The following is a 12,924-nucleotide window of genomic DNA, read 5'->3' on the forward strand; positions in this document are numbered from 1 at the left end:
AAGGTTATTTTATCATAATTCACTCCTTTTTTAAATCGTTTACATGACCTCTAAAAATTGGTATACTAAAGACTACAAATAGGAGTGACATATGGACAAAGAATTTCTACATTTTGAAAAAATCAATCGGGAAACCTGGCAAAATTTGCATCGCAAAACCACCCCGCCTCTCTCTCAAACAGAGCTAAATTCTATTAAAAGTTTTAACGACCGCATCAACCTCCAGGATGTGCGTGACGTCTACCTGCCTTTGACAAACTTGATCGGAATCTACAAGCGTTCCAAAGAAGATTTGGCCTTCTCAAAAGGGATTTTTCTCCAAAAAACGAGTGAACGCCAACCCTTTATCATTGGGGTTTCTGGGAGTGTCGCTGTTGGGAAATCGACTACTAGTCGTCTTCTCCAAATCCTACTTTCGCGGACCTTCGAAGGCTCGACCGTAGAATTGGTGACAACAGATGGCTTTCTCTATCCAAATGCCATCTTAAAAGAACAAGAGCTCCTCAATCGAAAAGGATTTCCTGAAAGCTATGACATGGAATTGCTTCTTGATTTTCTCAATCAAATCAAAAACAACAAGAGTGTAGAAATCCCTGTCTATTCCCACGAAATTTACGATATTGTCCCAGATGAGAAGCAAACGATTTTACCGGCTGATTTTGTCATTGTAGAAGGAATCAATGTCTTTCAAAATCCGCAAAATGACAGTCTCTATATGACCGATTTCTTTGATTTTTCGATCTATGTGGATGCCGCAGTCGATGATATCGAATCTTGGTATATCGATCGCTTCCAAAAACTCCTGGCATTAGCTCAAAATGATCCCAAGAACTACTACTATCGATTTACGGAACAACCCTTAGAGGAAGTTTTAAGCATGGCCCATCAGGTCTGGGAATCCATTAATTTAGTTAACTTACAACATTACATTCAACCAACCAGAAACCGAGCTGATCTGATTCTCCATAAAGCAACCAACCATGAAATCGACGAAATTTATCTCAAACGCTAGAGAAAATGGCCTGTTAACGGTACTTTTTTAAGGAAAAGCTATTTTAGGCTTGTCAAATCTTAACTTTTCATATATAATGAGATAGTTAGATTATCAATGGAGGTGAATAACTTGGCAAACATTAAATCAGCTATCAAACGCGCTGAATTGAACGTTAAACAAAACGAAAAAAACTCAGCTCAAAAATCAGCTATGCGTACTGCAATCAAAGCTTTTGAAGCAAACCCATCTGAAGAACTTTACCGCGCTGCTAGCTCAGCTATCGATAAAGCAGAAACTAAAGGTTTGATCCACAAGAACAAAGCTAGCCGTGATAAAGCACGTCTTGCAGCGAAACTTGGTTAATCAAGAACAGCATAAAAATCAAGCTCTCCGGAGCTTTTTTTGTGCCTAATTTTTTGAGAGGTGCTTATGAAAATTGTTATTATCGGCTATTCTGGATCTGGAAAATCTACCTTGGCTGAAAACTTAGCTCGCTACTACTCCATTCCCAAGCTCCATATGGACACCCTTCAATTTCAACCGGGCTGGATAGACAGTGACCGGGATTGGATGGAGAAAGAGATGAGACAGTTTCTCAGCGATCATAGAGACTGGGTCATTGATGGCAATTACTCTTGGTGCTTCTATGAGGAAAGAATGGAGCAAGCCGACCAGATTATCTTTCTCAACTTCTCTCGTTGGAACTGCCTCTTTAGAGCCTGGAAACGATACCGCCGTTATAAAGGCCGAGTCCGTGAGAGTATGGCGGCAGGTTGCCCCGAACGCTTTGACTGGGAATTCATCCGTTGGATCCTTTGGGACGGTCGCCAAGCTAGACAGGTCACACGCTATCAGACTATCGGCCAAAACTATCCAGACAAATTTCTCTCTCTCAAGAATCAAAAAGAGCTGGATGAGTTTCTAAAAAACATACAATAAAAAGGTTGGGATATCTATCCCAACCTTAAAATGTAGACAAACTATTTTAAAGTAAAATAAATTAAGCGATTCTGATAAGAAATAAAATTGAGTTCAATTTTTTAGATGAATCAAGAAAATACCAAGACTTTCCGCTGTGAGTAAAGTGCCTGAAACAATAACGATTCAGGCACTCGGAATTATTGAGACCTTAGGCTCAATAATTAGTCATGGAACTTCGTAGAAGTTCGCTGACGTCCGTACTCACCTAAGGAAAGTTTTTTATATGACTTTGTCTTCAATCTGAGGTTGGGATGTCAATCCCAACCTTTTTTATTTATCAACGTAATCGCCACCGGTGAAGCCATAGTATTCTTCCAGACTCAAACCTGAGTCAGCGATATCTTGTGCTTCTTTTCCGATATAGCGGAGATGCCAGCTCTCTGGCATGTAGCCTGTCACTTTTTCTTTTCCTTCTTGGTATCGAACCACAAAGCCATATTTAGCAGCATTCTTGAGCAACCACTTACTTGGTCCAGGTTCCGTCACCAGATTACCACTGGTATCGATCAAATCAAAGGTCAAACCTGTCTGATGTTCACTATAACCCGGTCTTGCAGAATAACGATCGGCGGCTTCCTGACCATCTTGATTGACATAGTTTTGATAGAGGCCAACTTGGGTGTCGTAGCTACGAAAACCACTATATTGGTCACTGATCGGATAACCTTCTGCCTGCATGGCTGCGATCAATTCATGAAGGGCTGAAACAGCTTCAGGATCTTCACCTGGGTTAAAGTCAGGCGACAAGGGATAATGTTTGTTGGCGATCATGACCTCACCATATTTCCCTTTGACACTATAGTAAGAACCATTATAGCTCACACCAGAGTCCACTTTCACATCTGACTTACCAGCTTTTGACGACTCTTCTTTGCCAGTTTCTTTTGACGTATCCTTTGCAGAAGACGTTTCTTTGGAAGACTTGGTTTGCGTTTGTTTAGTTTCTTCTTTTGCAGAAGATTTAGAACTAGTGGATTGAGATTGGGAGCAAGCTGTCAGGGTTAACAAGGCAACTGTCACCAAAGTTAATTTGGAAAATCTTGCTTTCATGAGGAATCTCCTATGATTCTTTTGTTACGACAATATCCGTAATCACATAACTTGCACCTACTTTTTTCAAAGTGTAGGTCTTGTACTTGCGATTTTGTGAATCTGGATGGCTATCGGTATAATGCACGGTAAAGTCTTCATAAGTCTTGATCGTCACCACACCATTTTCTTCAGTGACACTTTGAATGTCCAAAGCTCCTGGAGTATAGTAGTCAATTTTTGCCTTTCGAACACCATCACCAGTTGTGAATTCAACCATGTCTTTATAAGCTTGACTTTGTGTGTCATAGTATTTAGAGTAGGTGTTGTTTCGATTTGAAACGGAGCTAAAGACAGCGTCGCGGTACTCTTTCAAGAATTCTTCTGCCAAGGTCCGATTTTGTTCTTCTTTGGTTGCTTGCGCTTTCTTAGCATCCTGTGCACTCTTGATGCGTTTTAGGGTATCTTTGGCTAGTTTGAGTTCGATCGGATCGTTCTCACCCTCTTCAATCGTCACCTTAGCCTTCTCAGTTGTATAGGTTTCCCCATTCATGTTGAAGACGGCATGTACTTCAATTTCTTGATAAGGGATGCTATCTACTTCAAAGGTCGTGCTGGTTCCGACTTCTTTGCCGTTAACCACAACCTTCACATCCGTTGGGTTTTCAACTTCATCTGGGAACTCAACTTCTAAATTGCGTTTTTCAGAATTCAACTGCAATTCTAAGTTATTCTTGGTTGCTTTTTTAGGATTGAGATGGATCTTAGAAGTAACATTTCCGACCTCTGTTTTAGCAGTCAATTCCATTTCTTTTGTATTGTAATGGAAAGAACCAAGGTCTGTCACTGCATCTTTCTTCAAGGTCACCGTTTTATTGGCAGCCACTTTGAGTTTGGCTTGGTCCAAATTGGTCTTGACCTTGACTTGTACTGGATAGCTGGCTACACGGTATTCTTGGAAGATCCCAAATTTCTTGTCCGCTTTTTCCAAACCAAAAATTTTGTTTCCAGATTTATCCGTATAGCTGCCCTCTCCACCATTATCAATGATCTTATTCAACTCTGTGCCGATATCGACCCCTTGATCTTCCATGCTGGTAATAAAGCTTTCGGCTTCATCCTTCGTCCATTTATCGTTATCAGTTGAAAGCAGATCTGCTGCTTCGCGATAATCCTTGGTGTCCACTGCCTTAATAAATTTATCTGCAGTCACTTCGACACGTGTTGTAGACTGGAAGTAAAAGAAGGCTGCCACCAAAGCGATCACAAGGACTGCGATAGCAGAAATAATCCCAATTTTCTTCTTGGAAACTTTCTTTCCACCCTTCGTTTTAGGGGCCTTTTGTTTTTTCTGAGCTGGACCTGCTTCTGTAACATTTGGACCAGCAAAGACCTGCGTTTGCTCAGCAGCAAGTGGAGCCGTATACTCTTGAGTCGGCTGTTGAGGTACATATTCCTGTGTTACTTCTGTAGAATCTGGGTTCGCAAATTCTGCTTCAGGTACAGGTCCTACAAAAAACTCGAAGTTTTGACTTTTAGCCGCAGTAAATTCTTCCGCACTTGGCTTGCGGCCATAGGTTTCTTCAAAATGTTGCAACCAAGCCTGACGAGCTGCTAGAAGTGGATCCACATTCTTCACTTCTTCAACTGGTTCAACCACTGGTTCCTCAACAGGAGCGACTTCCTCTGCTGGGGCATTTCCTGCGATAGACTGAATTTGTTTCAAATCAAATCCACAAGCTTTCCCAGCCATAAACTCTTCTGGTGACGGTTTGCGACCGATCACTTTTTCAAATAATTCAACCCATTTCTTTTGCATGGATCTCTTCTCCCTCATTATAAAATAGGGAAAGTGGGTTCCCCCACCTTCCGTTTTGTGATATTGTTAGAATCCAAAGTTTGAGAAATTTGGAGCACTTGGAATAAATCCTACGGCTACTTGTTCTAAAATACGAGCATTCACATAAATGACAAAGATGGCAATGAGAAGCAAGACAACAGATGATGCTACTAGAAGCAAGAATTTATCTGCTTTAAAGCTTGTCTTGTTCAATCCTTGATGAACGACATAGCATGTTCCAACAAAGAACAAGAAGAAAATAAGGAAGTTTACAAAGCCATAAAATTCATAAACTTTTACAAGACCTACTAAGAAAGCAAGAAGGGCAAGTGGCAAAGTGTAAACAGACAAACGTCCAAACTCTTCAAATGAACGACCGTAACTGTATTCCTTATCTTGAAGAACCACACGACGAACAAAGAATCCAGCTACTTGGAAGGCGTAAAGGCTAAAGAATAGGGAAATCAATGTCAACATAAAGGCACGGAAATCCATTCCATAACCGCCTGTAAATCCACTAGCTGTGAAGAAAGTTGATAGGGTCAAGACAAAGGCAGTTAAGACATACTGTAAAATTCCGTTAAGAGCTTTTGGATTTTCTACAGCTGTTGGACGTTTCAAAGCTGAAAGGAACCAATTCCAGTAACCACCAACGGCTACACCAAATTGACTTGGTTGGGCAGGATAAGGTTGTCCTGGTTGACCTTGGTAGGGAGCTTGTTGATAAGCTGCTTGAGTCGGTTGTTGGTAGGCTTGCTGTGGAGCTTGAGGGGCAGGCTCTTGAACTGGAGCTGCGACTGGTTCTTCTGTAGGAGCAGTTGGAGCTGCTGGTGTTGCTGGCGCTGCGACAAATTCTGGAGCTTGAGGTGCTGCTGGCGCTGAAACAAACTCTGGGGCTTGTGGAGCTGCTACTGGTTCTTCCACAGGGGCAGTTGGTGCTGCAACAAATTCTGGAGCTTGAGGAGCTGCTACTGGTTCTTCAACAGGTGCAGTTGGCGCTGCAACAAACTCTGGGGCTTGTGGAGCTGCTACTGGTTCTTCCACAGGGGCAGTTGGCGCTGCAACAAATTCTGGGGCTTGTGGGGTTTCTGGAACCACTACTTCTTCTTGAAATTCTCCTGCAGCCAGTGCTTGAGCAATTTCTTCTGCACTAGCAGAACGACCATTTACGGCTTCGAAATAATCCAGCCAATCTTGTTTTGACATAATGAATCTCCTTAACTATTGTTTATACTAGGGTATTATACAAAATTTCTGAACCATTTTCAATGAAAGACTGGAAAATCCCTGTAATATCTTTTGAAAAACATACAAATTCTACTCATTTTTAGAAATTAGTAAAGAAAACGACCTCTTTTCAGAGGTCGTAGAATGTAGACAAACTATTTTAAAGTAAAATAAGTTAAGCTATTCTTCAAAGAAATAAAAATGAGTTCCAATTTTAAAATCGATTCAAAAAAATACCAAAACTTTCCGCTGTGAGTAAAGTGCCTGAAACAATAACGTTTCAGGCACTCGGAATTATTGAGACCTTAGGCTCAATAATTAGTCTTGGAACTTCGAAGAAGTTCGCAGACGTCCGTACTCACCTAAGGAAAGTTTTTAATTTGATTTTATCTTCAATCTGAGACCTCTTTTCAGAGGTCTTTTTTTAGGATTCAAATGCATCCATGCCACCTTGGACGTTGGTCACATCATAGCCTTGCTCTTCCAAAAATTGGCAAGCACGTGCTGATCGTCGACCAGACTTGCAGATGACATAATAGGGATGATCCTTCTCTAATTCCTGGTAGCGATCTGCTAACTCAGATAAGGGAAGAAGACGAACCCCATCTAAGTGAAGGGCATCATATTCCTCCTGCTCGCGTACATCAAGAACGTGTATGTTTCCTTTTTGATAAGCTTGGTAAAAGCTTGAAAATGGAATTTCTTTCATGATTTCTCCTGTAAGATATGTTATGGAAGGGTTAGGATTTCATAGTTAAAGTCAATAGACTCTAAAAATCGGAACAAGTCTTGGGTTTTAATAAAGATGGTTTTTTCGTTAGTATTGGGATGGAAGGTCATGATTTCCTCTGACACAATATCCTGATCAAAATAGACCCGAATATCTTTTTCTTCATTGTTCAATAAACCAAATGGAGAAACCGTTCCTGGCGGTAATTGCATTTTTTCAGCTAAAGAATCTGCTGAAGCCATGCGGATCCGGTTGGCTTCCACTTGCTCTTTGAAATCATCCATATCCAATGGCTTCTGGTCATCCATGATGAGCAAATAGTATTGAGTTTTCTTTTTGTTGGTCAAAAACATGGTCTTAGTGCGGACACCTTCTAAGCCTTCAATATAAGAATCCGCCTGCTCCGTCGTAAATGCAGGTGGGTGTTCCACCACATCAAATGAAATTCCCAACTCATCTAATTTTTCTTTAACTTGTTGATAAGGATCCATCTTCGCTCTCCTTTATTTTTGAATGATCTCTTGTACTAAGGTTTGCAATTCTGGGACAACTTCTGCCTCAAACCAAGGATTTTTAGCCATCCAGATTTGATTACGAGGGGAAGGGTGAACAAGTGGAAAATAGGTTGGCAAATAGTCTTTAAAATGGTGGACCCGTTCGGTTACTTTGCCACTAACCTTTTCATGAAGGTAATAAGCTTGAGCATATTGTCCAATTAAGAGGGTTAACTCAATATCCGGACACTCCTTGAGAAGTTGAGGGTGCCACTTTTCCGCAAAGCCTTTGCGAGGTGGAAGGTCACCAGATTTCCCATGTCCTGGGAAATAAAAGTCCATGGGAATGACCGCAAACAAACCAGAATTATAAAAGGTGTCTTCGTCAACTCCTAACCATTCGCGCAGACGATCACCACTCTTGTCCTTCCAGTAAATACCAGCTTCTTCCGTCTTCATCCCTGGAGCTTGTCCGATGATATTGATACGAGCTGTCTTTGGGGCTGCAAAGAGTGGCTCTATCCCTTTCTCTGTATATTCTTTATTTTGAGGATCTGCCATAATGGCTTGTTTAATGCTTTCAATCCTTGACATAAGTCCTCCTTCTATGGAAAAACTCAGCCAGAAAAACTGGCCGAGTAGTGGATTATTTGATTAGTTCATAGATGGCTTCTGCGTAAATAGCTGCTGCACGATAGAGATCTTCGACATCTGCGAACTCATTAGCTTGGTGCATAGTATTGACATAGTCTGGGAACATAGCACCAAAGGCAACCCCACGTTTCAAGAGACGACCAAAGGTACCACCACCGATCACTTGTTCATGTCCTTTGAGGCCAGTTTGTTTTTCGTAAACACGCAAGAGGGTGGATACCAATTCATCATCCATCGGAACATAGTGAGGTGTGTGACCGTGGGCTGACAAGCTTACTGTAGCCACTCCTTCGATCTTTTCAAGGGTGGATTTGATGGTTTCAGGATCTGTACCTTGAGGGTACCGGATATTGAGGGCAATGGTGTTGTCTGCTTGGCTTTCATCAAAATGGAAGACACCTGCATTCATGCTCAATGGTCCCATTTTGGCATCTGTATGGGCAATTCCTAATTTTTCACCAGCAAAATCTTCGTGAAGAAGCGAAGCTGTCACATGAAGGTAAGCCTTAGCAGCACCACCAAAATCAAATTGGTTCAACAAGAGAGCCAAGTAGGTCGCACCATTAATTCCATCTTCAGGAGTTGATCCGTGAGCAGATTTCCCAACAATGGTAACGGTATAGGTTTCTTCGTCAACAGTTGAAATTTCATACTTGAGCTGGTGTTCCTTGGCAAAGGCATCTAAGAGGCCAGCAAGATCTGGAAGTTGTCCAGAAACGACTGCAGTCGCCGACTCTGGTACCATGTTTTCACGAAGGCCACCTGTAAAGCTATGAAGATGGGCAGTTCCTGTGTTGTCATTTCCAAAATGAAGGTACTCAGTGATGTTTCCTTTTTCCCCATTGATGATTGGGAATTCCGCATCTGGTGAGAAGCCAAAATCTGGCTCAGGAAGTCCGACATGTTTGAAATAGTAATCCATGTCGCCCCAGCCCGATTCTTCATCCGTACCGACAACAAAGCGCACGCGCTTAGAAACAGGGAGTCCTAGGTCTTTAATGATCTTCAAACCATAGTAGCAGGCCATTGTAGGCCCTTTATCATCAGACGAACCACGCGCATAGAGCTTACCATTGATAATTTCTGGTTTGTATGGATCTGTCTTCCAACCACTACCTGCAGGCACGACGTCCATATGGGCAAAGATCCCAAGTTCTTCTTCTCCTTCACCAAAGGTAAAGTGACCGGCATAATTGTCGACATTCTTGGTTTCATATCCATCACGTTTGGCAATTTCCAAGAATTTTTCAAGAGCTTTTACAGGACCAGGTCCAAAAGGATGCTCTGCATCTGCCTTGCTGTCATCGCGTTCAGAATTGATTTCCAAGAGGCTGTATAAGTCAGCCATCATCTCATCGCGACGTTTTTCTACTTCTGCTTTAAAGTCAACTGTTGTCATGAATTCCTCCTCGATCTTCTATTTGCTAATTGGCTTAGCGTTTGTCAATGATTTCGTCCACTGGTAAGCGATAGCTCGGCTCTACTTTTTCAGCCGCATAGCCAACCGTAATCAAAACTTCTGGACGGAAACGCTCTTCGATGTCCAATACTTCATTGATTTTTGATTTATCAAATCCCAAAATAATATTGGTTCCAATGCCTTGGTCCGTCAAAGCCAATACCAAGTTCATAGCCACAAGACCGGCATTCAAAGCCAAGTAATCGCTTGTCTGTTGGGCATCATAGCGTGCAAATTCAGCAGGAAGGTTTTGCATAAAGTATTGCAACTGCTCGTCTGTGAAGTTTTTCACCCCACCGACACGCGCAATCTTGCGAGCCCGTTTTTGCAAATCAGTATCAGTAAAGAGGGCGATGGTCACAGGTGCTTCCATAACTTGATCGTAGTTTGCACCATAGGCTAATTTTGCCAATTCCGCATTTTTTTGACGAACGACCACAAATTTCCAAGGCTGGCTATTGTGGGCGCTAGGGGCCAAGGTTGCGATCTCAATGGCAGTCCGTACATCCTTTGGATCGACCGGTTGGTCAGTGAAATGCTTGATCGCATGGCGTTTTTTATTGAGCTCTAGAAATTTCATAAGCTTCTTCCTTTTCTATTTCTGTTACCTCTATTTTAACACAAAATGAAAGAGCTTGCAGGGTTTTACAGCCTAAGATTGTGAAAAAAGAAGCGGACATTTTGAAGATCCGCTTCTTTTTTATAGGTTGAATACACAAGAGATCCACCTATGATTCATTGGAAAGATTGAAATAGGCAGCTACTTCTTTGGTATAGCCGTATTTCTCAATTAAGGTAGTTAGCAACTCGATGTTATGGCCCCGATAGTTATCCTCGCGTCTCAGTTCTTCATACATCTCAATAAAGGGAAGACCCTTGTCCTTGGCATCTTGGAGCTCTCCTTCATAGTCATAGGCCACCTTACGAAATTGCAGGTTGGTCACTCCATCTTCTTCGACATCGATCAGCGCATACTGAGCTCTGTGGTTTTGAATTGGTTCCCAGTCGAAATATGGCATGCCAATAGTCCCTGGATTGAGAATCTGCTGGCCCTGGTTGCCATAGCGAAGCAACTGTTTGTGGACATGACCGTAGATCGCCAGATCCGTCTGGTCATCCAGCAGTTGGTCAAAGTTCTCCGTCACATTAGCTGGACGCAAGTCACCACCATAATTCTTTTCTGGCAAGTTGTGGGTCAGTGAAAAACGAATACCATTGACCTCCTTCTTCTCTACCAATGGAAGGGATCGAAGCCAATCGATCCGCTTAGGATCCAGTCCTTCCATGAGGTACTGAGTGAGACGAAGAAGCTGGATCTCCTGCGGATCCTCGAGCCCGTACTCGCCATCCAAGGCCTCTAGGACACAATCGTCCCAATTTCCACGAACAGCTGCTGTAATGGGAATCGCATCCAGCAACTCAAAAAGGTCATCTCTTCCAGGCCCCGGAAGCAAAATGTCCCCTAAAAGCCAGTATTCCGTCGCGCCTTGAGCACGCGCATCCGCAATCACTGCCTCCAGGGCTGTCGTATCTCCGTGGATATCAGAAATAATAGCGATTCGATGGTTCATTATTACACCTCATTTGAAATTTAATTAGATTTGAATCTAGTATAACAAAATTAAGAGTAAAACGTAAAAACCATCCATGAAAATGGATGGTGAAATTACTTAAATCCTTGGGAGGGCTCCGCCACTTCCATCAATGGACTTTCTTCTTCTTGCTTTCCTTGATGGAGCTTGGCTTGCACTGCCTCCGCCACTGCTCGTGGGATGCCAACCGTGACAATCTCATCCACAGTAGCTTCTTTGATCTTGGTCAGTGACTTGAAGTGCTTCATCAACAACTGCTTGCGTTTTGGTCCCAAACCTTCGATGCCGTCCAGCTGGGAGGAGAAGGAATTCTTGGATCGGAGCTGGCGGTGGAAGGTGATGGCGAAACGGTGGACTTCATCCTGGATCCGTTGGAGGAGGAAAAATTCCTGCGAGGTTCGAGAGAGTTCGATGACTTGAAGGGGATCACCGAAGAGCAATTCATGGGTCTGGTGCTTGTCATTCTTTTGCAGGCCTGCAATGGGAATATCCAGTCCCAACTCTTCTTGGATGACTTGCTTAGCGATGTTAACTTGCCCCTGTCCCCCATCGATAACGATCAGATCTGGTGGCGTCAGGCCATCCCGCATGACCCGGTTATAGCGTCTGCGAATGACCTCCCGCATGCTGGCATAGTCGTCTGGCCCGACGACGGTCTTGATCTTGTACTTGCGGTAGTCCTTTTTGCTTGGCTTCCCGTTGACAAAGACCACCATGGCTGAGACCGGACTGGTCCCCATGATGTTGGAGTTGTCAAAAGATTCAATACGCACAGGAGTTGGGATTTGCAGGAGTTTTCCAAGATTTTCAATGGCACCTTGGGTCTTTTCCATGGATTTTTCAAGGAGATTAAACTTCTGCTCTAGACTGACACGCGCATTCTTAATGGCCAGATTGACCAACTGCTTCTTCTCCCCACGCTGGGGCTTGAGAACCTTGGTATCCACTAGGGCCTTGACCGCTTCCTCATCGATATCTTGAGGGATCAGGATTTCATTGGGGATCAGGTGAGATTTCTCCTGGTAAAACTGCCCCACATAGGTCAAGAAATCCTCGTCCGGATCATTGTAGTAAGGAAAAAGGTTGACGTCGCGCTCGATCAGCTTGCCCTGACGGACAAAGAAGACCTGCACACACATCCAGCCCTTGTCCACGTAGTAGCCAAAGACATCCCGGTTCTGCAAATCCTTGGCCATGACCCGCTGTTTGGTCCGCAGGGTCCCGATGGCCTGGATCAGATCCCTATACTCGGCCGCCCGCTCGAATTCCATGTTTTGCGCAGCAGTATTCATCTTGAACTTGAGCTCATCGATAATCTTATCATCCTGCCCCTTGAGGAAATCAGAAACCTCCTGGGCCATGCCCTTGAAATAGGCCTCGTCCTTGTGGCAGACTGTGTGGGCCATGCACTGCCCTAGATGATAGTAAAAGCAGACCTTGGAAGGCGGATTGGTACACTTGCGGAATGAGAAAATCCGATCCAAAAGTCGCTTGATCTCATTGGCTGCTCCCACATCCGGATAGGGGCCGAAATAGAGACCGCCATCCTTTTTGACCTGGCGCGTGATGATGAGGCGCGGATAGCGCTCATTGGTAATCTTGATGAAGGGATAGGACTTGTCATCCTTGAGCATGATATTGTACTTGGGCTTGTTCTCCTTGATCAGGTTGATCTCAAGAAGCAAGGCCTCAATATTGGACTCAGTGACGATAAATTCAAAATCCACAATCTCAGATACCAGCGCTTCCGTCTTGGTATCGTGGCTCCCTCTGAAATAGGACCGCACGCGATTGCGAAGATTCTTAGCCTTCCCCACATAGATGATGGTACCGTTCTTATCTTTGTGAATGTAACAGCCCGGACTCGTCGGCAAGAGCTCGAGCTTGGATTTAATCAAGTTATTCATACTCTCTATTATATCAA

Annotated in this window: 13 protein-coding genes; 3 read left to right on the plus strand and 10 right to left on the minus strand. The window is 43.4% G+C overall.

The window, feature by feature from the left end:
• The first annotated feature begins 91 nt into the window (after positions 1–91).
• The 3 genes from coaA to ACESR9_RS01365 all read left to right on the plus strand — a co-directional run bounded on the left by coaA (position 92) and on the right by ACESR9_RS01365 (position 1,933).
• Positions 92–1,012 (plus strand): type I pantothenate kinase, encoded by a 921-nt coding sequence (gene coaA, locus ACESR9_RS01355; protein ID WP_272106790.1) that lies wholly within the window; start codon positions 92–94, stop codon positions 1,010–1,012.
• Between the two features lie 96 nt (positions 1,013–1,108).
• The gene (rpsT, locus tag ACESR9_RS01360) at positions 1,109–1,357 is read left to right on the plus strand and encodes a 30S ribosomal protein S20 (protein WP_003007640.1); all 249 of its coding nucleotides are present in this window, start codon (positions 1,109–1,111) and stop codon (positions 1,355–1,357) included.
• 66 nt (positions 1,358–1,423) lie between these two features.
• The gene (locus tag ACESR9_RS01365; protein ID WP_373105102.1) at positions 1,424–1,933 is read left to right on the plus strand and encodes a DNA topology modulation protein; all 510 of its coding nucleotides are present in this window, start codon (positions 1,424–1,426) and stop codon (positions 1,931–1,933) included.
• Between the two features lie 312 nt (positions 1,934–2,245).
• Here the strand turns inward: ACESR9_RS01365 and ldcB are convergent, their stop codons facing one another.
• The 10 genes from ldcB to uvrC form a co-directional block, all read right to left on the minus strand.
• Entirely contained in the window at positions 2,246–3,025 is a 780-nt protein-coding gene (gene ldcB, locus ACESR9_RS01370; protein ID WP_003011416.1) for an LD-carboxypeptidase LdcB/DacB, read from the minus strand.
• A gap of 10 nt (positions 3,026–3,035) precedes the next feature.
• The gene (locus tag ACESR9_RS01375) at positions 3,036–4,823 is read right to left on the minus strand and encodes a TcaA second domain-containing protein (RefSeq protein ID WP_373105104.1); all 1,788 of its coding nucleotides are present in this window, start codon (positions 4,821–4,823) and stop codon (positions 3,036–3,038) included.
• A gap of 66 nt (positions 4,824–4,889) precedes the next feature.
• Positions 4,890–6,050, minus strand: a complete 1,161-nt coding sequence (locus ACESR9_RS01380) for a DUF6574 domain-containing protein (RefSeq protein WP_373105106.1) — start codon at positions 6,048–6,050, stop codon at positions 4,890–4,892.
• A 445-nt stretch (positions 6,051–6,495) separates the two neighbouring features.
• Positions 6,496–6,780: a rhodanese-like domain-containing protein gene (locus tag ACESR9_RS01385; RefSeq protein WP_049507134.1), complete on the minus strand. Its 285-nt coding sequence runs from the start codon at positions 6,778–6,780 to the stop codon at positions 6,496–6,498.
• A gap of 20 nt (positions 6,781–6,800) precedes the next feature.
• Positions 6,801–7,292 (minus strand): prolyl-tRNA synthetase associated domain-containing protein, encoded by a 492-nt coding sequence (locus ACESR9_RS01390; protein ID WP_070665314.1) that lies wholly within the window; start codon positions 7,290–7,292, stop codon positions 6,801–6,803.
• Positions 7,293–7,304: 12 nt separating this feature from the next.
• Positions 7,305–7,889: a uracil-DNA glycosylase family protein gene (locus ACESR9_RS01395; protein ID WP_070846535.1), complete on the minus strand. Its 585-nt coding sequence runs from the start codon at positions 7,887–7,889 to the stop codon at positions 7,305–7,307.
• A gap of 52 nt (positions 7,890–7,941) precedes the next feature.
• On the minus strand, positions 7,942–9,348 hold the full coding sequence (gene pepV / locus ACESR9_RS01400; protein WP_003011449.1) for a dipeptidase PepV: 1,407 nt from the start codon (positions 9,346–9,348) through the stop codon (positions 7,942–7,944).
• Positions 9,349–9,382: 34 nt separating this feature from the next.
• On the minus strand, positions 9,383–9,988 hold the full coding sequence (locus ACESR9_RS01405) for a nitroreductase family protein (RefSeq protein ID WP_003001591.1): 606 nt from the start codon (positions 9,986–9,988) through the stop codon (positions 9,383–9,385).
• Between the two features lie 148 nt (positions 9,989–10,136).
• A complete protein-coding gene (locus ACESR9_RS01410; RefSeq protein ID WP_373105109.1) occupies positions 10,137–10,979 on the minus strand; it encodes a metallophosphoesterase family protein in 843 nt (280 codons plus the stop codon).
• Positions 10,980–11,074: 95 nt separating this feature from the next.
• Entirely contained in the window at positions 11,075–12,907 is a 1,833-nt protein-coding gene (uvrC, locus tag ACESR9_RS01415; RefSeq protein WP_373105112.1) for an excinuclease ABC subunit UvrC, read from the minus strand.
• Positions 12,908–12,924: the final 17 nt, after the last annotated feature.

The sequence above is a fragment of the Streptococcus parasanguinis genome, from assembly GCF_964238605.1.
Lineage (GTDB): Bacteria > Bacillota > Bacilli > Lactobacillales > Streptococcaceae > Streptococcus > Streptococcus parasanguinis_AJ.

Coding starts and splice junctions, on each gene's coding strand:
- coaA (WP_272106790.1), top strand. CDS start 92: ATGGACAAAGAATTTCTACATTTTGAAAAAATCAATCGGGAAACCTGG.
- rpsT (WP_003007640.1), top strand. CDS start 1,109: ATGGAGGTGAATAACTTGGCAAACATTAAATCAGCTATCAAACGCGCT.
- ACESR9_RS01365 (WP_373105102.1), top strand. CDS start 1,424: ATGAAAATTGTTATTATCGGCTATTCTGGATCTGGAAAATCTACCTTG.
- ldcB (WP_003011416.1), bottom strand. CDS start 3,025: ATGAAAGCAAGATTTTCCAAATTAACTTTGGTGACAGTTGCCTTGTTA.
- ACESR9_RS01375 (WP_373105104.1), bottom strand. CDS start 4,823: ATGCAAAAGAAATGGGTTGAATTATTTGAAAAAGTGATCGGTCGCAAA.
- ACESR9_RS01380 (WP_373105106.1), bottom strand. CDS start 6,050: ATGTCAAAACAAGATTGGCTGGATTATTTCGAAGCCGTAAATGGTCGT.
- ACESR9_RS01385 (WP_049507134.1), bottom strand. CDS start 6,780: ATGAAAGAAATTCCATTTTCAAGCTTTTACCAAGCTTATCAAAAAGGA.
- ACESR9_RS01390 (WP_070665314.1), bottom strand. CDS start 7,292: ATGGATCCTTATCAACAAGTTAAAGAAAAATTAGATGAGTTGGGAATT.
- ACESR9_RS01395 (WP_070846535.1), bottom strand. CDS start 7,889: ATGTCAAGGATTGAAAGCATTAAACAAGCCATTATGGCAGATCCTCAA.
- pepV (WP_003011449.1), bottom strand. CDS start 9,348: ATGACAACAGTTGACTTTAAAGCAGAAGTAGAAAAACGTCGCGATGAG.
- ACESR9_RS01405 (WP_003001591.1), bottom strand. CDS start 9,988: ATGAAATTTCTAGAGCTCAATAAAAAACGCCATGCGATCAAGCATTTC.
- ACESR9_RS01410 (WP_373105109.1), bottom strand. CDS start 10,979: ATGAACCATCGAATCGCTATTATTTCTGATATCCACGGAGATACGACA.
- uvrC (WP_373105112.1), bottom strand. CDS start 12,907: ATGAATAACTTGATTAAATCCAAGCTCGAGCTCTTGCCGACGAGTCCG.